The organism is Desulfovibrio biadhensis (assembly GCF_055388615.1).
On the sequence record NZ_AP042477.1, the window covers coordinates 3,308,088 to 3,327,498 of the forward strand.

Genomic DNA, 19,411 nt, shown 5'->3' on the forward strand with positions numbered 1-19,411 from the left:
TAGCTGCGGCTCGCAGAGCCGCATTTGCCTGATTGAAAACTCCGGAACACTGCCACGATACCTTCGGAGTGCCAAAACGTTCCTTATATCAGGAGAAAAGAATGGCTGATTATGAACTCGTGAGCAATGCCGCCCAGCCTGACAATGAGCGGCTTCCCCTGATGTCATTGCGCGAGGTGGTGATGTTCCCTCGCTCCATCGTTCCACTTTTTGTGGGGCGGGAGGCTTCCATTCGCGCTATTGAAAACGCCCTGAGCAATTACGACAAGAAGATATTCCTCGTAGCCCAGCGCCAACCGGAAGTGGAAAAGCCAGAACCCGGCGACCTGTTCGAAATGGGTACCGTGAGCAAGATTCTGCAGCTTTTGCGCCTGCCTGATGGCACCATTAAAGTGCTTTTCGAAGGCATGTACCGCGCCAAGTGGAATCCTGAGCGTGATGGGGAAGCTCTGGACAAGGAATTCCCCCTGGTCAACGTGGACACGCTGCATGAAGGTGATAACGAAGACCCCGAGGCCGAAGCCCTGGTGCGTACGACGCATGAGGCGCTCAAGGAATATGGCAAGGTCAACAAGAAGCTTGCACCTGAAACCATCATGGCCGTGTCTTCATTGACGCACCCAGGCAAGTTGGCCGACGCCATCATGCCCCACCTGAAGGTGGACTACCTGAAAAAGCAGGAAGTGCTTGAACAGGAAGACACCAAAACCCGTCTGGAAGAGGCCTATGGTCTTCTTGAGGGCGAAATCGAGATCACTTCCCTTGAGAAGAAGATCAAGTCTCGCGTCAAGAACCAGATGGAGCGCAATCAGCGCGACTACTACCTCAACGAGCAGATGAAGGCTATTTCCAAAGAAATGGGGCGTGAAGAAGACCCCGCTGTGGAAGTGGCGGAGCTCGAAGAGAAGCTGAACGCCAAGGTCATGAAGGACGAGAACCGGGAAAAAGCCATGCGCGAGCTCAAGAAGCTCAAAGCCATGCCGCCTTCCTCGGCCGAGTACACCGTGGTGCGCAACTACGTGGACTGGATTCTCGACATCCCCTGGGATGAGCTCAAAGAGCTCGACATCGACCTGGATGAGTCCCGCAAGATTCTGGATGCGGACCACTATGGACTGGACAAGCCCAAAGAGCGCATTCTCGAGTATCTTGCCGTGCAAAAACTGGTGAAGACCCTCAAGGGGCCCATCCTTTGTCTGGTTGGCCCTCCTGGCGTGGGGAAGACCTCGCTTGCCAAGTCCATTGCCCGTGCAACCGGCCGTGAGTTTGTGCGGTTGTCCCTGGGTGGTGTGCGCGATGAAGCAGAAATCCGCGGTCACCGTCGGACCTATGTGGGCGCCCTGCCGGGTAAGATCATTCAGTCCCTGCGCCGCGTAAAATACAATAACCCACTGTTCTGCCTGGACGAAGTGGACAAGATGAGCATGGATTTCCGTGGCGACCCCTCGGCTGCCTTGCTCGAAGTTCTCGACCCCGAACAGAACAATACGTTTAATGATCACTATCTGGACATGGACTATGACCTGTCCAAGATATTCTTCATTACAACAGCGAACTCTTTGCACACCATTCCGCTGCCGCTGCAGGACAGGATGGAGATCATCAAGCTCCCTGGTTACCTGGAGATCGAAAAGCGCAAGATCGCAAAGAACTTCCTGCTGCCCAAGCAGCTCGAGCAGCATGGGCTGAAGAACGAGAACCTGAATATCTCGGAAAATGCCATGCTCGAGGTCATCCGCCGCTACACACGTGAAGCCGGCGTACGTAACCTGGAGCGTGAATTGGCCTCCGTCTGCCGTAAGGTTGCACGTAACCTGGTGGAAGAAGACAACATGGACAAGACCGTACAGGTCAGCATCCAGAATCTTTCCAACTACCTGGGCGTGCATAAGTTCCGTTATGGCGAAAAAGAGGAGCAATCCCTTGTCGGTGTGACCACCGGCCTTGCCTGGACGGAACTGGGAGGCGACCTGCTGTCTGTGGAAACCGTGCTCATGCCTGGTACGGGCAAAGTGGAAATAACGGGTAAGCTGGGCGACGTGATGCAAGAGTCGGCTCGTGCTGCTCTTTCCTATATCCGCTCCCGTTCGGATGTCTTCGGTTTGAAGCCGCAATTCCATAAGAAGGTGGACATCCACGTACACGTGCCTGAAGGCGCCATCCCCAAGGACGGCCCTTCCGCCGGCATCACCCTGGCAACCACCATGATCTCCGCAATTCTGGGGCTGCCCGTAAGTAATGATCTTGCCATGACCGGCGAGATCACCCTCAGGGGGCGGGTGCTGCCCATCGGCGGCCTGCGTGAAAAGCTTCTGGCTGCCCACCGTGGCCTTATCGAAAGGGTGCTCATCCCCAAGGATAACGCCAAGGACCTCAAGGAAGTCCCTGACGAAATACTCAAGGGGCTGGAGATAATTGAAGTTGAACACATGGATGACGTGTTGCGTCATGCATTCATAGAGGTCGACCATGAGAAGGTCTTTGCCAATAAGGACGACCACCCAAGCCTGCTGCAGTCTCTGCTGAAGGAACCTGAAACACCGCAGAATCACACGCAGCAGTAGGCCTCTCGCAGCAAAAGCATACAATACCTGGGCGCCGCTCCTCACACAAAAGGGGCGGCGCCTTTTTGTATCCGCGTCGTTCCACCAAAAGCGACCTGTGGCCTTTTTTAAGCCAATCCTGTAGGTGTGTCTTGTCACTATTATAAGAATAATCGTGTTAGTGACGATTGCTCCGTATGTATCTACAAACATGCGCAAGAACCCTACAGGAGCAGATTCATGGCGACATCTTTTTCGGAATCCGGCCTCGAGATTTCTGGAAATGTAAAATATCTGGATACGATACAGCTTGAAGAGCTGGAGCACGCTTTCAGGGACTGGGCCGCAAAGCCCAAGCGTGAGGATATTCGCATATCCAGGGCGCGCGTGCTCATGGTTTTTTTACTCATACGTTACACAGGGGCCAAACTGGGCGAGGTGCTGGACCTGGACGAAACCAGGTCCATTGACATGGAAAACGAACAGGTAACCCTTTCCCGGGCCGATTCTTCCACCAGCCGGCAGGTTCCATTGCCTGGAAACGTTGTCAAAGAATTTGGGGCGCTCCTTGCCGACCCCAGATTCGCCGCCTATAAAAGGCGGCTTTTCACCATGGATCAGGCCCATGTGAGAAAGAAATTTTACGAACGCGCAGGCGAGTGCAACCTGCCCAAGGAAATGTGCAGCCCGGAAGTCATCCGCAGGTCGCGAGGCATCGAATTACTGAGCGGGGGCATGCCCTTGCCGGTTGTGCAACGGGTTCTGGGGCACTCCACCCCGGCTTTGGCTGCCGAATACCTGAACCTGCCCCCCGAAGATGTGCAAAAGGTCACGCGCCACTTCATGGAGCGCGAAAGCAAGCGCAAGACCAGCGCGCGTAATGCATTCTACGGCAAAGTGGTGGAAGTAAGCCCTGGAGACATTCAATCCTGCATCAAGGTTGAATCACTGGGGGGGCACGAAGTTGCCGCCGTGATTACAAACAGCAGCCTGCGGCGTCTTCGATTGAAGGTTGGTGCTTTTGTAACCGCGGAAATCAAAGCGCCCTGGGTTCTGGTAGCCAAGGACAGGGTTGCAGCAGCCCACCACGCGGGCAATCTGTTCGAAGGCGTTGTGCGTCACACGGAAAGAGGGCGCATCTCAAGCGAAATCATCGTCCAATTGACCGACGGAACGGATATCTGCGCTGTGGTGACTGAGGAAAGCCGGCAAAAACTTGCTTTGCAAGAGGGGGACAAGGCCTGGGTGCACTTCAGTGAACTGGCCGTCATTCTCAATGTGGATTGAAAACGGGATGTTTGCGGCTAACAATGGAAACAACGGCCACCCGAATCAAGGGCGGCCGCTGTTGTAGCGATTTTCGTGAAGGTAAGGGGAGCTGTTACAGAGGGCTGCAGTAGCCGGGGCGGGCACAGTCGCCCGTAGCTGCCGCAGGCGCTCCAGCGCCGTCAAACCATCCCGCTTCGCTGGGCGCAGCTTGTGCTGCGCGATAATGTGTGACGGAAGCGCCCGAACCAGGGCAATATATATTATAGGGCGGTGTCTTGGTTACACTCATGTTGAAATAGCACCCCCCCAGCAGCATTGTGGAAGCCAGAAGCAGTATCGTCAGCAGCGCTTTCATGGGGAACCTCCTTGTCTCGCCGGGTCTTTGAAATTTGCATCCCGGCGCCCCCTAAGTATTTTCCTGTCTTAGAAGCCGTTGAAAGGGTCGTTCAGTCGTGTGGATACGCTGGGCTCTATTCCTGAAAAGTTGACCCCACCGCTTCCGAGCAGCATCTCCCGAACCTCCGCTGTCATGGGCAGGGTTGCGCTGGCCATTGCCAGCACTTCATTGCTTGCGGCATGCAGCAGTTTCATATTGAAGCGTACATGCTTGGAGGTGATGGTGTATGTTCCGGAAAGGATGATAGAGGCGTCGATGTTCTGCATCTCCAGCAGATTGGAACGCCGGGAAAGGAGCAGTTCGCCTTTGCCGGGGGCAAAAAGGATCATGCGGGACTTGCGCATTTCCTGCACTTTATACCCCACAGAGACGAACCATGTGGCGCATTCTTCTGCGATCAGCCGCCCCAGTGTGCTGCTTTCTTCCAGGTTGTCCAGACTTACAGGCGTGGTGACCAGCATGGCCAGCCCCCTTACGGGGCGTTCGCCCACATTCAGCCGCTGGGCGAGTTGCGCGTCCAGTTCATCGGCAATGCTTGCGGCCAGATTTGGCAATGTGCCAGCCTGAGCCGTAGCCGCAGTGGCGAAAAATACTCCCGCCATGAGGAGTGCTGCCATGATTGTGCGAAGAGTGTTGGCGTGCATTGTCGTATCCTTTTGTATGCTCATCGTTTGGTAGCTATCATCATTTCCACGGCTTCCAACTCGTGATTCAGGCGGCTGCGCATTTCTTCATCTTTTGCCGCAGCCAGGGCGTACAGCAGGTGCTCGCGAGCCAGTTCAAAGCGCCCTTCAGACATATAGATGCGCGCCACGGTGAAGTTTTGCAGCGATGCCTGGTGATAAGGGGGCGCTGCAAAGCGCTGTCTGGGTTCGGTGCCTTTTGCACAGCCCTGGACCACTGCCAGAAACAGGGATGCCAGTAGCAGGGTGATAATGAGTATGCGCATGCTCCTGCCCTCCTAGTGGATGTCCTCGCCGAGATCGATGGCTGTCAGGTCCGTGGCCCTGGTCACGGTCTCGAAATCCATGATGGGCATGTAGGCCTGCTGCAAGGTTACGTTGGAAAGCATGGCGCGGGTAACTTGTGTTTGCGGAAAGACCACATTGCCCGTTCGCAGCACCATGCCGGTAACGCCATTTATCAAGCGGGCGTTGATATACACGTTGTAGCGGTCGTAATAGTAGGTGCCTACCAAAGCCAAAGCCCGGCGGCTGTTCATCACGATGTTGCCTGCGCTTCTGGTCAGGAAGAAATCTCCTTCGCCAGGGCGGGAGACGATTTCAGTGCCAACGCGGTATTCACGTACGGGCATGCCGCGCTGGTTCAGTTCGTAGAACATTTGTTCCGCAATGTAGCGCCCCATGCTGGAGCTTTGCTGGAAGTTGTCCTGGTGTACGAAGCTGGTGGGCAGGGCGATGGAATTGCCAAGGCTGCTCAGGGATTCCACCGAGAGCAACTGATCGGCCAATTCGCGCACCTTGAGCTTGAGCTCTCTGCCTGCAACTTCGCCGGGACAGGGCAAGGTCATGGGGCGAAACGCGCCGCTCCAAACGTATCCGCCACTGCCGTCAGGCACCATCACCCCGGCGTGCATGGTATTTTGCGCTTCAACAGGCGTATGTTGCCCGTTCACGTATCCATTGTAAGGACCGCATGTTTTCATGCCTGTCCCGGGGTCCAGCTCCTGCATACCGCTTCTTGGGCGTGTTTCCCCCGGCCAGTTGGGCAGAGAGTAGTCATCCATGGGTTTTGGTTTTTCTTCGCCCCATGCCGTGCCGCCAAAGACCGGCAGGAATATGCTCAGGATGATGATAAGCGAAAATGTGCGCATCCTTATTACTCCATGGTTCCGCGTGCTTGAGTGATGAATCAGGGCACGCTGTTCAACTACAGCCAGGCGTGGTGCTTGTTTGCTCGCACTTGCCCGTGTGGCGTCGTTGCTGCTCCTATCGTCTCTTTCAGGGATTACTTAAGAGCTTCTTGGCCCATCTTTTCAGGTCTTTTCAGTATCACCGATTTTTGGTTTTCAGTATATTCGGGAAAACGGATTTTATCGATGCGGGCAGGTAGCTATTGCAGCGAGGGGCGTGCGTATGCGATGCTGCCAAGCGTTCTGAAACAAAAGACGAGACAGTATTTTTTGCACGGTTCTTTGCATGATTTTGGCCGGCAAAGTGAACCTTGGCACGCCGGGCTTGGCTTGCCCGAGGAAATGACGTATGCAGGCGCACTTCCCTGGATATAGGGTGCTACATTTGCCCTTGGATGAGAAAGCACTGCGCATGAAGGCATAATGCTATGACTTGGACGACTGAACTTCCCCAACGCCGCACTACACGCCAGCTCCGCCTGGGAAGTGTGCATATTGGTAGCGACCACCCTGTGGTGGTGCAAAGCATGTGCAACACGGATACCCGTGATGTGGAGGCCACATTGGCGCAGATTTGCGCCCTGGCCGAGGCGGGGTGTGCGCTGGTGCGGGTGGCCGTGCTGGACGATAAGGCTGCAGCAGCCCTGCACCCCTTGCAGGATGGCTCTCCCGTGCCTTTGGTTGCAGACATCCACTTCGACCATCGTCTTGCGCTTGCCGCATTGGAGGCCGGTTTGCCCGGTCTGCGCATAAATCCCGGTAATATTGGCTCCCGCGACAAGGTGGATATGGTTGTGGATGCAGCCAAGGCGCATAACGCAGTCATCCGCGTCGGGGTCAACAGCGGTTCTGTGGAAAAGAAATTGCTGGAGAAATGCGGCGGCCCAACACCTCAGGCCATGGTGGAAAGCGCGCTGGGGCATGTGCGCATGCTGGAAGAACGCGGTTTCTACGATACGAAAATTTCGCTCAAGTCTTCTTCCGTGCTGGACACGATAGCCGCCTATAAACTGCTGGCCGGGCAGTGTGACTATCCGTTGCACATCGGCGTCACAGAGGCAGGCACCCTCGTACGAGGGGCGGTGAAGAGCGCTGTGGGCCTGGGTGTTCTCCTGTATGAAGGGATTGGCGACACCTTGCGCGTCTCGCTGACCCATGACCCCGTGGCCGAGCCAGCCGTTGCCTGGGAAATTCTGCGCTCCCTCGGCTTGGCCCAGCGTGGACCGGAAATCGTCTCCTGCCCCACCTGTGGCAGGACAGAAATAGACCTGATTTCCCTGGCTGAAGAAGTTGAGAGCCGCCTGCGCGGGGTGGAGGATGTTTTCAAGGTTGCGGTCATGGGGTGTGTTGTCAATGGCCCTGGCGAGGCACGCGAAGCCGATATTGGCATTGCTGGAGGGCGCGACCTGGGCATCATCTTCCGCAAGGGAGAAGTCATACGCAAGGTGAAGGGCAGAGACAGCCTGCTCCCTGCTTTTCTGGAAGAGCTTGACGCCTTTCTGGCAGAACGCCACAGCGAAGGGCAAGGCTGATATCCCTAGGAACAGAGGGCATGCAAGGGTGAGGAAGCCGCAGCGCTGTGGAGCAAAAAGCTTTTCAACGGTTTTTACACAAAATTTGTTTGATATATAAAATTATTAGTGTTTAGGGAGAGGGGGCGCGAGAAGGATACGTCTTTTCGCAAATTCCCTTGAATAGAAAAACATCTGTTTGAGCAATCAGAGAGGAGCGTCCATGCGTTGGAGCCGTTGTTATATCCCGACTCTCAAAGAGGCGCCGGCAGACGCCGAAGTCGTCAGCCATAAATTGCTGGTCCGTGCGGGGATGATCCGCAAGCTTACTTCCGGCATATATACATATTTGCCACTGGGCCTGCGCGCCGTGAACAAGGTGGCGGAAATCGTGCGCCAGGAAATGAACAGGGCGGGCGCTTTGGAGATTTCCATGCCCATGGTGCAGCCCGGCGACCTGTGGCGCGAAACAGGGCGTTGGGAATTTTACGGCAAGGAGTTGCTGCGGTTGGTAGACCGCCACAGCCGCGATTACTGCCTCGGCCCCACCCACGAGGAAGTCATCACTGATCTGGTGCGTGGGGAAGTGCGCTCCTACAGGCAACTGCCCCTGAATCTTTATCAGATACAGACCAAGTTTCGCGATGAAATACGCCCCCGTTTTGGTTTGATGCGCGGGCGCGAATTCGTGATGAAGGACGCGTATTCCTTTGACAAGGACGAAGAGGGCGCCAACGAAAGCTACAAGTCCATGTTTGATGCCTATGTGCGTTGCTTCCAGCGCATGGGTATGCGTTTCAGGGCTGTAGAGGCCGATTCCGGCGCCATTGGCGGCAGTTACTCCCATGAATTCATGGTGCTTGCCGATACCGGCGAGGACACCATCGCCGTCTGCACTGCATGTGATTACGCAGCCAACCTGGAAAAAGCGCCTGTCCACGCACTGGAGTCTGTGGAGCAGACCGAGTGCCCCCCGCTGGAAAAGGTGCAGACTCCGGGCAAGCATACCGTGGAAGAGGTGGCCGATTTTCTGAAGGTAAAGGCTGCCGATGTGCTGAAAACCTTGATCTATGACGCGGATGGCGACCTTATCGCGGCGCTTGTCCGTGGCGACCGCGAATTGAACGAGGTCAAGCTCAAGAATTTGCTGGGTGCGACATCGCTGGAGCTGGCCACCCCAGAGCAGGTAAAGGAAGCAAGCGGCGCTTCCGTTGGCTTTGCCGGCCCCATGGGCTTGCAGGTCAAACGTATTGTGGCCGACCAGGAACTGCAACTGCGTGATTGCTGGATTACCGGGGGCAATGAAGACGACGTGCACCTGAAGAACGTCAGCCTTGAGCGTGACGTGCAGGTTTCCCAGTTCAGCGACCTGCGCACCATTACTTTGGATGATCCCTGCCCCCATTGCGGTGGGGCCATGGAATTGCCACGCGGCATCGAAGTGGGGCATGTCTTCAAATTGGGGTACAAGTATTCCCAATCCATGAACGCAAACTTCCTGGATGAAAACGGGAAGGAAAAGCTCATGGTCATGGGCTGCTACGGCATCGGGGTTTCGCGTATTGTGGCTGCCTGCATCGAGCAGAACCACGATGACTCAGGCATCGTTTTTCCGCCGCCGGTTGCGCCCTACGAAGTCGTGCTGCTCAACCTGTCGCCCAAGGATGAGGAGGCCTCCGCCAAGGTCGAGTCTTTTTACACCACCATGCAGGAGCAGGGCGTGGATGTGTTGCTGGACGACCGTGACGAACGCCCCGGCGTAAAGTTTAAAGATGCCGATTTGGTAGGATTTCCGCTGCAACTCGTTGCCGGAGGCAAGGGGCTGGCGCGTGGCGTTGTGGAGGCCAAGGATCGCCGTACAGGTGAACGCGCAGAATTACCCGTGGACGACTTTGCCAATGCTTTTGCCACCTGGCGTAAGCAGGTCCATGCAGGGTGGAATTTGTAATATTGCTTCAATGTGGGAAAACCCTTTTATAAGGGTTTTCCCCTTTGCGCCTCTCCTTCCTGAGGTTGTATTGAGAAGGATAAAGGCAGTCAGTTATTCCCAGGCAACAGCCTGAAGATGTTTCAAAAGCCGGAACCATGCCCGAGATAGTCAGCGTCAGCGAGCTCACCGCCAGGGTCAAGGATACCCTGGAGCACGACTTCCCCTTTGTTTGGGTCAAGGGGCAGGTTGCCAACCTTTCTCGTCCTTCTTCAGGACATGTCTATTTTTCGCTCAAGGATGAAAAAGCAGGCCTGAATGTGGTTTGGTTTCGCTCCAGCCAACGTTCGCGGCAATCGCGTGATGGCTTTGATGCGCTCACTGGCGAAGTGTACGAACCAGGGGGAGGGAGTGCAGCTTTTCTGGCGGATGGCAAAGAGGTCATCTGCGGAGGGCGCATGACGGTTTACCCCCCGCGTGGGGTGTACCAACTGGTCGCAGAAATGGTGCACGACGTCGGCATGGGGCGTTTGCATCTCGAATTCGAGGCCATGAAGCGCCGCTTTGAGGAATTGGGATATTTTGAGCAGGAGCGGAAACGCAGCTTGCCGCGGAACCCCCGGCGGGTGGTTTTGATCACTGCCAAGGGCAGCGCAGCCATGCGGGATTTTTTGCGCATTGCCGGAGAACGCGGCCCCGGAGGACGGATTCATCTCTACCCCACATTGGTGCAGGGGGATGAAGCGCCCGCCAGGATTGCCGCAGCTATAGAACAGGCCAATGCACACGGATGGGGCGACGTTGTCGCCGTCGTGCGGGGCGGTGGCTCCATAGAGGACCTGTGGGCCTTCAATACGGAGCCTGTGGCCAAGGCCATTTTTGAATCCAGGATTCCGGTTCTGGCTGGAGTAGGGCACGAGGTGGACGTTACCATAGCTGACATGGTTGCCGATGTACGGGCGGCCACCCCTACTCATGCCGCGCAGCTTTTATGGGAAGAACGCGAGACCATGATGCAGACTGTGGATCAGCGGGATATGGCCTTGCAGCGGGCCTGGGAGCGCAAGCTTTCCCATTGCGAGCAACGGTTGGAGCATTTACGCCGTGCCTTGGTATGGCTATCGCCCTTGCAGCGCCTGGAGCGCACCGCAGAATCCCTTGGTAATTTGGCAGGGCGCCTGGAACAGGCCCGCGCCTGGATATTACGCAGCAAAACGCTCCGGCTGGAGGAGCTGGGTGGGCGTTTGGGGCGCGCTTTTGGTCCTGAAACCGTTGAGAACGGAGCGCGCCGGCTCGAAGTCGCTGCAAATGGTCTGCAACAAAGCATGACGCGCCTGCTTGAGCGCAAGGCAACTACCCTTGACAGGGATGCCCTGAAACTTGATGCTCTGGACCCTGAACGCCCGTTGGCCAGGGGATATGGACTGGTCAGGGTGCGCGCCACGGGCCGTTATTTGCGAGATCCTGCGGATGCTCCGTCGGGAGAAGTGCTTGATATTCGTGTGCAGCGTGGCGAAGTGACAGCCCGCGTGGAAGACGACGCGGCACAGGATTCCAAAGACAGTTGAATTTTTCAGCGCAGACAAGCGATCATCAACCTGCGGCGCACATGTGGCAGGGAGGAGCAATATGCCGGCAAAGAAGAAACCTCAGGATTTTGAAACACGTTTGGCGCGGCTGCAAGAGCTGGTTGAGCTTTTGGAGCGCGAGGACGCCCCTCTTGAAAAAGGGATGGAACTTTACAAGGAAGGACAGGAGCTTGTACGCGCCTGCCGCGAACAGTTGAACAAGGCCAGATACGAGGTCAGCGTCTATACCGGAAAAGCGGGCGATGAGGCTTTTGCCCCTTTGGAGGATGACGAGGACACGATTCTGGAGGAGGAATGACCATGTCCGGTGAGAATGCAGGCGCCGTGGATGCGAGCAAGCTCAAGGAAGCGCTTGCCAAAAGGGCGGACCCTGTAAAGGATTATCTGCGGGGCTGTCTCAAGGGGCGCAGTATTACGTGCAAGCTCCTTGAATCCATGGAATACAGTTTGGGCGCTGGAGGAAAGCGCATCCGCCCTGTATTGTGTGTGGCCACTGCAGAACTGTTTGGCCAGCCGGAAGATAGCGTTCTTCCTTTTGCAGGTGGCCTGGAACTGATCCACACGTATTCCCTGGTGCATGATGATTTGCCTGCAATGGACGATGACGATTTACGTCGCGGCAAGCCTTCCAATCACAAGATGTTTGGCGAGGCCATGGCCATTCTTGCCGGAGACGGTCTTTTGACCGAAGCGTTTGCGCTGATGGCCGAGACTGCAGGTTCTTTGCCTGCAGCGAATGTTGCACGCGCCATCGGTGAGGTTGCTCGCGCCGCTGGCCCCGCCGGCATGGTAGGGGGGCAGGCGTTGGATATGATGTATACTGGGCAGGAGGGAGTGACCCTGACCCAGTTGCAGGACATGCACGCGCGCAAGACCGGTGCGCTGATAGTATGCTCATGCGTGAGTGGAGCCATATTGGCGGACGCTGGCGATGCGGATGTGGAGCGCATACGTGAATACGGACGCCATGTTGGCGCGGCTTTCCAAATCGCGGATGACATTTTGGACGTGGTAGGGGACGAGCAGGCCCTGGGCAAGCCGGTTGGCAGTGACGAAGGGCAGGGTAAGAATACCTACCCCAGCATGCTGGGATTGGAAAAAAGTCGCGAACTGGCCCTGGAGCGCGCTGATCAGGCTGTGGAAAGCATTGCCCCTTATACCGGCGCAGCTGCTGATTTTTTGCGTAACCTGGCTCGCTACGTTGTCGAACGCGCTTGTTGAATTGTCTGATTTTGCGAGACAAGTCCCAGCAGATGCTCAGGGCATTGCCCCGGCTACAACTATCCGGTAAACAAGAAGACATAAACTGATGCCGACCAGACACAATTCGCCCCCGACACCGACAGGCGCCCCCCGCACCTCTGCTGCCGTGCCCCCCAATGACGGCGTAAGACAGCGAGAAAGGAATATGCCAGACACCAAGCTACCCCAGCATGCCCAGCAATCTCAGAGTCCACAGAAGGCCAACGCCGTTTTGGCAGGACTCACGTCGCCAGCACAAATCGCAGGGCTGAGTCTGGAAGATAAGAAAATCCTCGCCACAGAATTGCGCGAACGCATCATAGAAACTGTTTCTTGCAATGGTGGGCACCTGGCGCCATCACTGGGCGTGGTGGAATTGACCATCGCGTTGCTTTCCAACATGAGCTCAGAGCGGGACCGTCTTGTCTGGGACGTAGGGCACCAAGCCTACGCTTATAAGCTGCTCACCGGACGGTTGGAAAACTTTCATACCTTGCGCACCATGGGTGGTGTCAGCGGCTTTCCGAAACTTGCCGAGAGTCCTTATGACCATTTCGGCGTAGGACACTCCTCCACATCCATTTCCGCTGCCCTGGGCATGGCCATGGCCAGGGATCTGGCCAAGGACGACTATAAGGTGACGGCTGTTATCGGCGATGGCTCCATGACCGCAGGGCTTGCCTTCGAGGGGTTGAACCAGGCCGGTCACATGGGGCGCAACCTGGTTGTTGTGCTCAACGACAACGAAATGTCCATTTCCAAGAATGTGGGCGCCCTGTCTTCCTTTCTTTCGCGCAATCTGTCCAAACGCTGGTTGTTGCGTTTTAAAAAGGAGGGCGAAACCCTGCTCAAGCATTTTCCGCTGGTGGGGGGAGATATCGCCGATTACATGCGCCGGATGGAAAGTTCCTTTAAAAGTTTCTTTACTCCGGGAATGCTTTTTGAAGCATTGCGCTTCAACTACCTGGGGCCGATCGACGGGCACGACATTTCGGAGCTTGAAGACGTCTTCAAGATCACCAACGGACTGGAAGGTCCTGTGCTGGTGCACGTAATGACCAAAAAGGGCAAGGGCTACGGTCCTGCCGAGGATAATCCGACTTATTTTCATGGCGTGGGATGCTTCACCCCTGAAACCGGGAAAGCAAAAAAATACACCTGCGATAAACCGCTGCCCACGTATACGGATGTTTTCGGGTCGACCTTGTGCGATATGGCGGAAAAGGATTCCCGCGTGGTGGCCATCACCGCGGCCATGCCCGAAGGCACGGGGCTTTCCCATTTTGCCGAGCGCTTTCCCGACAGGTTCGTAGATGTGGGCATTTGTGAGCAGCATGCAGTGACATTTGCCGGGGGGCTGGCAGTACAGGGGCTCAAGCCTTTTGTGGCTATTTACTCCACCTTTCTGCAGCGCTCTTATGACCAGATTTTGCACGATGTTTGTCTGCAGAACCTGCCTGTTACTTTTTGTCTGGACCGCGGCGGTCTGGTGGGTGAGGACGGCCCCACGCACCATGGCGCGTTTGATCTTTCCTACTTGCGGCACATACCGAATTTGACATTGATGGCGCCCAAGGATGAAGCCGAACTGCAGCGCATGCTGGTTACGGCCAAGACGCATGACGGTCCGGTCGCCATTCGCTACCCCCGTGGCGTGGGCATAGGCGCACCCTTGTATGACGCGCCTGAACCCTTGCCGATTGGCGAGGGGGAAGTGCTGGAAGAAGGCAAGGACCTGCTGGTGTTGGCCATTGGCAATCGTGTCCACCCTTCTCAGGAAGCGGCGGCAATGGTGATGGAGGAAACCGGCACGAGCATGACGGTATGCAACGTTCGCTTTGTCAAACCCCTTCCCACACAGCTGATTGCCGATTTGGTAAGCCGGCACGATCGTATTCTGCTGGCTGAAGAAAACGTGCTCATGGGGGGCTTTGGCTCTGCAGTTTACGAATTTCTGGCCGACGCAACAGAAAACGGTCAGAGCTTGCTTTGCGGCAAGAAATTCCACCGCCTGGGGTTGTCCGATACGTTTGTTGAGCACGGCACGCAGAAGCAATTGCGGCAGCTTACGGGGATCGACAGTGAAGGCATAGCCAAAGCCATGCGTGAACTGCTTGGGGATGGCGGCGCCGCCTAGGAACTGTTCCACCACATGGACGCGTGATGAGCGAAATTGTTGTCGTGCACGCCAATTGCCAGGGTGAGATGCTCGCCGGGCTATTGCGGGGGCACCAGCCCTTTGCCGCGCGCTACGAATGCCTGCTGTTCACCAACTATATCATGGAACCCATTCCTGAAGAGGTTCTGGCGCATAGCAGCGCCTTCCTCTATCAGTATCTTGACCCCAAATGGGGGGAGCTCTCTTCAGACGCCTTGCTCGCGAGATTGCCCGCCACCTGCAGGTCCCTTGCCATCCCTAATATGTTCATGCGTATGTACTGGCCCTTGCACAAGACAGGGCAGAACGGCTCCATGCGCGAGACGTTGCTGGATGATATTCTGGAACGAGGGGTGGAGCGCGCCGAACTGCAATTTCTTGCTTCGAAAAAAGCATTGCTCAAGGGCTATGATCTTCAGGGTATTGTCCAGCGCTCCATAGCCCATGAAAGGAAAAAGGAAGCCACAACTCCTATCAAATACGTGGACATGATGCTGGATGGTGGGCGCAGGGAGCGCCTGTTCTATACGCTCAATCACCCAGGGGAAAAACTCCTGCGTCATGTGGCCGATGCCGTATTGGCCTGGCTGGACCTGCCCCCTTTGGCGGATGGCGCTTTGAATCTGGACGACTACTACACCTCATTTGAATTGCCTGTGCACCCCGGTGTTGCGAACCTCTTTGACCTGGAATTTTGCCACGAAAATACACGCTTCAGCGTTTATGGCGTGCCCATGACCTGGGCGCAGTACGCCGGAGTATATGCAGATTACAGGGCGCATGCAAAAGCCACTGGAATGGACAGCTTTATCGAATACATGGGTGATATCTTTGCGGGCGGGGATTGATCAGGGAAAATCTCCATATCTGAAAACTATCATGCGTTGCTTTTTTTTCTCCATAAGGTATTGTGTCCTGTGATTGCTATGCAAAAAAATTGGTACAGCAAAAAGGAGCCATACCATGGAACTCAAAAGTTACTTTGAAACGGCCAATGGATTTGGTGTGTTGGCCACTGCCAATGCTTCGGGCCTGGTCAATGCGGCCGTGTATTCCCGCCCTCATGTCATGGATGACGGCAGTATCGCCATAATTATGAACGATCGCGCCACCCATGAGAATGTGAAGGCGAATCCCAATGCGCTGTATCTCTTCCATGAATCAGGCGGCGGGTACAGAGGCAAGCGCTTGACCCTGCGCATGCTGCGCGAGGAACAAGACACAGAACTGCTGCAGGAACTCTGCCACCGTTGCCATCCCGAGGAAATGGGGCCCAAGAAGCCTCGTTTTCTGGTGTACTTTGAAGTTGTGGATGCTCGCCCCCTGATTGGAAGCGGCGAATAGAAGCTGTATCCGTGACGATTCCCGCGAAGAAGGGTCTTCCGCCAGAAGCGGGGGGCCCTTTTTATATTTCCTGTCCGGCGATGACAATGTCCTGCGTGGTGCGAGCAGGCTCTCCACGCCATTTGCCGTAGATGATTTCGTCTATGAGCAGTTCGCAACGCGCATAAAGATTCAGGGCGAAACGTTCGTCATAGCCAACCGCGTCTTCCATGCTTTCAAGGTCTTGTACGTAGAAGCCGCCAAAGCGGTGCGCCAGTTGCGGGTCTGTTTGGCCTGCTTTGACGTAGGCCTTGTCTTCTTCACGCACCAGGAACCAGGAAATGAAACACTTGCCACCTGGCGCCATGACCCTGCGAATTTCATCAAGGTAATGCATTACATCTTCCGGCAGCATGTGGGTGAACACGGAATTGAGTACAACAAGATCGAAGGTATTGTCTGCGTAAGGGAAGATGAATTCAGATGGTTTGATGTCGCCAAACGGATAGTAAAGGGCATTGAAGATTCCCACGTGTTGGAAACGGAAGTTCGCCAGGTGTTGGGGATAATGTTCCTGGCACCATTCAACGCCTGAGGGAAAGTTGTCGAACCCGTCGTAGCTGCCCTGCGGGGTAAGAAACTGAGCAAGGGCAAAGGCAATGCGCCCTACACCGCATCCTACATCCAGAACGCGAGAATCCGGCTGCAACCCTGCGTATTGCTGCATCAGCCCCACCAGGGCGCGGCCCACTTTGACGAAATCGCCGCCGCCAAAGCAGATGCTCAGGTCTTTTGGTGGAATGAGCTCGGGATGTAAAAGGGCGTCGTTCATAGGCGTGTCGGAATAGTGTAAATTTAGTAGGCCCCGGGAGTCAGTGGAGCACAGATAAATTTTTCAGGGAAGTAAACTGCGAACGCTTTGGAGTCAATGATACGAGAGTCATTGCACCCATAGATGCAAGATCCTTGCTGTCTCGACGTTTAAAAAGGATTGATGTGGATTGAGAAGAATTCAGCGAGAGAACTGTAGGGAAGGGGGAGCAGGCTTGCTTTACAAGCCTCTTGGAGTGGCAGTTCATCGGGACTGGATAGCTCAGACAGCAATGTAATGCTGCGAGAAATAAAAAATCTCAACATGTCAGGATATTATAGAACAAGGAAAAACTTGCAATAATTGAACGATCGTTTATTATATCCTTCATGCGAGTCAAGGATCACAAGAAAGAAGAGGCGCTCTACCGTGCTACTGTTCACGTGGTGAACGACATCGGGTTTGCTGCAAGTTCGGTCTCCAAAATAGCCAAGGCTGCTCAGGTTTCTCCTGCAACCATATACACGTATTTTGAGAACAAGGATGACCTTATAGTTACAACCTACAAGGCCATTCCTGAGACAATGTGTTATAACTATTTTGCAGGTGTTGGCGAAGAACTGCCTGTAAAAGACGCGCTTAATTTGATTTGGAAGAATATTTATAAGTATATTTCTGAAAATAAGGAAGATTATCTGTTTACGGAGCAGTTTTCAAAATCTCCTTATATGAACAAGGTTGATTTTGAAATGCACAGGCGTCTATTTTCTCCCATGGAGGCTGTTTTTCGTCGCGGTATTGAAGAAGGTATTCTTAAGGATGCGCATTTTCACATGCATGCTTTGTTCTTCTATTATCCGATCCTGACTCTTGCGAATCCCAGTAACTGCCATTCAGTGCCACTTGATGACGTGATTATTGAGAAGGCTTTCCGCTTTGCATGGGATTCAATCAAAAAATGACAGTTGCGGTTTGTCATTAAATTAATTGATTGTTCATTTATTTAAATAGGCAAGGTAAAACGTTTTTTTAGGGACAAGGGAGGACGCTCCACCCTTGTGTTTGAAAACCAGTAAACAAGACTCTGGAGGTCTATAATGGTTGCAGTGAAAGCAGATGTTTTGGAATCATTTGAAAAAATGTGGGGATTGTTTCCCGCTCCCGTGTTGCTCATCCACGCCAACAGAGAGATACTGGCCGTGAACGAGTGTGCAAAGGAGACCGGTATCCCCGCAGGGGTGAAGTGCCACTCTCTGTACCCGAGTGACAAGCCCTGCCCGGGGTGCCTGGCGAACAAGGCGCTGAAGGACGAAGCTGCGGTGCGGCGCTGCGGCATGGACAAACGTTCTGGGAAGTTTCTGGATGGCTACTGGATTCCTGTTCAGGGTGAGAAGGATATCTACGTACACTATGGCGCGGATATTTCTGATTACGTGAAGCCTGAACTGCTGGCGTAACAAAGCCTGAAGCGATGCATGCGGCGCAGCGCGGGGGAAAGGTCAAACAACCGGACTCTCGCGTTGCGCTTCGGAATTGCGTGCAGGATTTCCCGTCTTGAGATACTAGCCCCTGGCTTTTCCCCCGCCTGAAAATCAGCGCCTTGTGTTCTTGTTTTTTCGCAGTTCTTCCATGCGTTCCACACCTCGCAGCAAGTCTTCGGCCAGGGACTGGATGTTGTTCAAAAAGGACATTACCTGCAGCAGTTTACGCAGGTGAAAGCGTTTGGTAACGCCTTCGCCGCGAAGGGCTTCAAGCCTTGTGTGCGCTTGTTTCATGGACATTTTAAGCGGCGCCACATCCGGCATCTGTCCTCTGCCAAGGGCGCTCATGGTCGCCTTGCTGTTTGTTACCAAAGCGCGGATCTCTTCTTCCATGATGATGGTGAAACCTTGGCCGGGCACATCCGGAATGGCGTTCACCGCTGCCAGGGTCACATGCAGATGGTGGAGACAGCGTTCGAGCATTTCCACCTGCAGGGCAAGGAGGGCTGTGTCGCTGTTGAAGATAAGCCGCTCATGTCGCAGGGCCTTGCTGAGCAGGGCGCGGTTATCCTTCATTTCCTTCTCCAGAGGAACCAGGAGATCGTCGGGTGCATTGCGCTGTTTGGAAAGAAAGGCTTCTGTCAGTGTATTATAGGCTTCTGCGCAGTGGGTGAAATGCTCTTCCAGACGACGCCTCAGGGCTGCGCCAGACGCAACGGGCCATACCGCGACAGAAACCACGAAGGCGCTGCCAACGCCGACCGCGATTTCCATGACGCGGTAGGCGCCAAAGAGCACGCGGTCATAATAGCCGAGGCCTTCCCCCGAACTGGCAAGCATGACGATGACAGCCGTAATGGCAGCCATACGGAAACGCGCGTTGTACCTGGTGAGGTAGGCGCAAATGCCAGCCACGATAAAGATGGACAGAGCCGTGAAGAGTGGTGTGGGCGGAAAAAGCAGCAAGGCGGACACGCCGAACAGAGCGCCGATGAAGGTACCCGTGAATCGGTACCAGCACATCTGGATGGAGTCCGCTACATTGATCTGCATGACAATGACGGTGGAGAGCACGGCCCAATAGCCGTAATCCAGGTGGAACGCCAGGGTCAGGACATATGACAACACGCAGGCCAAGCCGGTTTTGATGCCGTGGCGCAGGTGGGCTTTTGTGGATTCAAGATCAGCGAATGGCATGCAGCGGAAATAGTGCTACGGGGCCTGCTTGTCCAGTGGTTTTGAAAAGGGCGCCCCACTCTGGATCGAGAATGTGCCAGAAAAAAAGAC

The 19,411-nt window shown here is 55.0% G+C and carries 18 protein-coding genes; 12 read left to right on the top strand and 6 right to left on the bottom strand.

Annotated elements, in window-relative coordinates:
* Positions 1–101 precede the first annotated feature (101 nt).
* Together lon and ACZ5EH_RS14330 are read left to right on the top strand one after the other, a co-directional pair.
* The gene (gene lon / locus ACZ5EH_RS14325; protein WP_464274561.1) at positions 102–2,564 is read left to right on the top strand and encodes an endopeptidase La; all 2,463 of its coding nucleotides are present in this window, start codon (positions 102–104) and stop codon (positions 2,562–2,564) included.
* A gap of 219 nt (positions 2,565–2,783) precedes the next feature.
* Positions 2,784–3,830 (top strand): TOBE domain-containing protein, encoded by a 1,047-nt coding sequence (locus ACZ5EH_RS14330; RefSeq protein ID WP_464274562.1) that lies wholly within the window; start codon positions 2,784–2,786, stop codon positions 3,828–3,830.
* Positions 3,831–3,924: 94 nt separating this feature from the next.
* Here ACZ5EH_RS14330 and ACZ5EH_RS14335 read toward each other — a convergent pair whose 3' ends face one another.
* The 4 genes from ACZ5EH_RS14335 to ACZ5EH_RS14350 form a co-directional block, all read right to left on the bottom strand.
* Positions 3,925–4,167, bottom strand: a complete 243-nt coding sequence (locus tag ACZ5EH_RS14335) for a hypothetical protein (protein WP_464274563.1) — start codon at positions 4,165–4,167, stop codon at positions 3,925–3,927.
* 68 nt (positions 4,168–4,235) lie between these two features.
* The gene (locus tag ACZ5EH_RS14340) at positions 4,236–4,853 is read right to left on the bottom strand and encodes a FlgO family outer membrane protein (protein ID WP_464274564.1); all 618 of its coding nucleotides are present in this window, start codon (positions 4,851–4,853) and stop codon (positions 4,236–4,238) included.
* A 20-nt stretch (positions 4,854–4,873) separates the two neighbouring features.
* Positions 4,874–5,158, bottom strand: a complete 285-nt coding sequence (locus ACZ5EH_RS14345; RefSeq protein WP_464274565.1) for a hypothetical protein — start codon at positions 5,156–5,158, stop codon at positions 4,874–4,876.
* 12 nt (positions 5,159–5,170) lie between these two features.
* Complete coding sequence (locus tag ACZ5EH_RS14350; RefSeq protein WP_464274566.1) at positions 5,171–6,043, bottom strand: FlgO family outer membrane protein; 873 nt, start codon at positions 6,041–6,043, stop codon at positions 5,171–5,173.
* Between the two features lie 467 nt (positions 6,044–6,510).
* On the opposite strand from ACZ5EH_RS14350, the gene ispG reads away from it, so the two are divergent.
* The 8 genes from ispG (at position 6,511) to ACZ5EH_RS14390 (ending at position 15,853) form a co-directional block, all read left to right on the top strand.
* A complete protein-coding gene (gene ispG / locus ACZ5EH_RS14355) occupies positions 6,511–7,614 on the top strand; it encodes a flavodoxin-dependent (E)-4-hydroxy-3-methylbut-2-enyl-diphosphate synthase (RefSeq protein WP_464274567.1) in 1,104 nt (367 codons plus the stop codon).
* A 202-nt stretch (positions 7,615–7,816) separates the two neighbouring features.
* Entirely contained in the window at positions 7,817–9,541 is a 1,725-nt protein-coding gene (locus ACZ5EH_RS14360) for a proline--tRNA ligase (protein WP_464274568.1), read from the top strand.
* A gap of 137 nt (positions 9,542–9,678) precedes the next feature.
* Complete coding sequence (gene xseA / locus ACZ5EH_RS14365) at positions 9,679–11,088, top strand: exodeoxyribonuclease VII large subunit (protein WP_464274569.1); 1,410 nt, start codon at positions 9,679–9,681, stop codon at positions 11,086–11,088.
* Between the two features lie 61 nt (positions 11,089–11,149).
* Positions 11,150–11,407: an exodeoxyribonuclease VII small subunit gene (gene xseB, locus ACZ5EH_RS14370; protein WP_464274570.1), complete on the top strand. Its 258-nt coding sequence runs from the start codon at positions 11,150–11,152 to the stop codon at positions 11,405–11,407.
* 2 nt (positions 11,408–11,409) lie between these two features.
* Complete coding sequence (locus tag ACZ5EH_RS14375) at positions 11,410–12,330, top strand: polyprenyl synthetase family protein (protein WP_464274571.1); 921 nt, start codon at positions 11,410–11,412, stop codon at positions 12,328–12,330.
* Positions 12,331–12,517: 187 nt separating this feature from the next.
* Entirely contained in the window at positions 12,518–14,488 is a 1,971-nt protein-coding gene (dxs, locus tag ACZ5EH_RS14380) for a 1-deoxy-D-xylulose-5-phosphate synthase (RefSeq protein ID WP_464278305.1), read from the top strand.
* A 26-nt stretch (positions 14,489–14,514) separates the two neighbouring features.
* Positions 14,515–15,357 (top strand): WcbI family polysaccharide biosynthesis putative acetyltransferase, encoded by an 843-nt coding sequence (locus tag ACZ5EH_RS14385; protein ID WP_464274572.1) that lies wholly within the window; start codon positions 14,515–14,517, stop codon positions 15,355–15,357.
* 115 nt (positions 15,358–15,472) lie between these two features.
* Positions 15,473–15,853 (top strand): pyridoxamine 5'-phosphate oxidase family protein, encoded by a 381-nt coding sequence (locus ACZ5EH_RS14390; RefSeq protein ID WP_464274573.1) that lies wholly within the window; start codon positions 15,473–15,475, stop codon positions 15,851–15,853.
* A 61-nt stretch (positions 15,854–15,914) separates the two neighbouring features.
* Here the strand turns inward: ACZ5EH_RS14390 and ACZ5EH_RS14395 are convergent, their stop codons facing one another.
* On the bottom strand, positions 15,915–16,664 hold the full coding sequence (locus ACZ5EH_RS14395) for a class I SAM-dependent methyltransferase (RefSeq protein ID WP_464274574.1): 750 nt from the start codon (positions 16,662–16,664) through the stop codon (positions 15,915–15,917).
* Positions 16,665–17,032: 368 nt separating this feature from the next.
* Between ACZ5EH_RS14395 and ACZ5EH_RS14400 the strand changes: the two genes are divergently transcribed.
* Both ACZ5EH_RS14400 and ACZ5EH_RS14405 read left to right on the top strand, forming a co-directional pair.
* On the top strand, positions 17,033–17,605 hold the full coding sequence (locus tag ACZ5EH_RS14400) for a TetR/AcrR family transcriptional regulator (protein WP_464274575.1): 573 nt from the start codon (positions 17,033–17,035) through the stop codon (positions 17,603–17,605).
* A 135-nt stretch (positions 17,606–17,740) separates the two neighbouring features.
* The gene (locus ACZ5EH_RS14405) at positions 17,741–18,100 is read left to right on the top strand and encodes a hypothetical protein (RefSeq protein ID WP_464274576.1); all 360 of its coding nucleotides are present in this window, start codon (positions 17,741–17,743) and stop codon (positions 18,098–18,100) included.
* A 135-nt stretch (positions 18,101–18,235) separates the two neighbouring features.
* On the opposite strand, the gene ACZ5EH_RS14410 is transcribed toward ACZ5EH_RS14405, so the two are convergent.
* A complete protein-coding gene (locus ACZ5EH_RS14410) occupies positions 18,236–19,321 on the bottom strand; it encodes an FUSC family protein (RefSeq protein ID WP_464274577.1) in 1,086 nt (361 codons plus the stop codon).
* Positions 19,322–19,411: the final 90 nt, after the last annotated feature.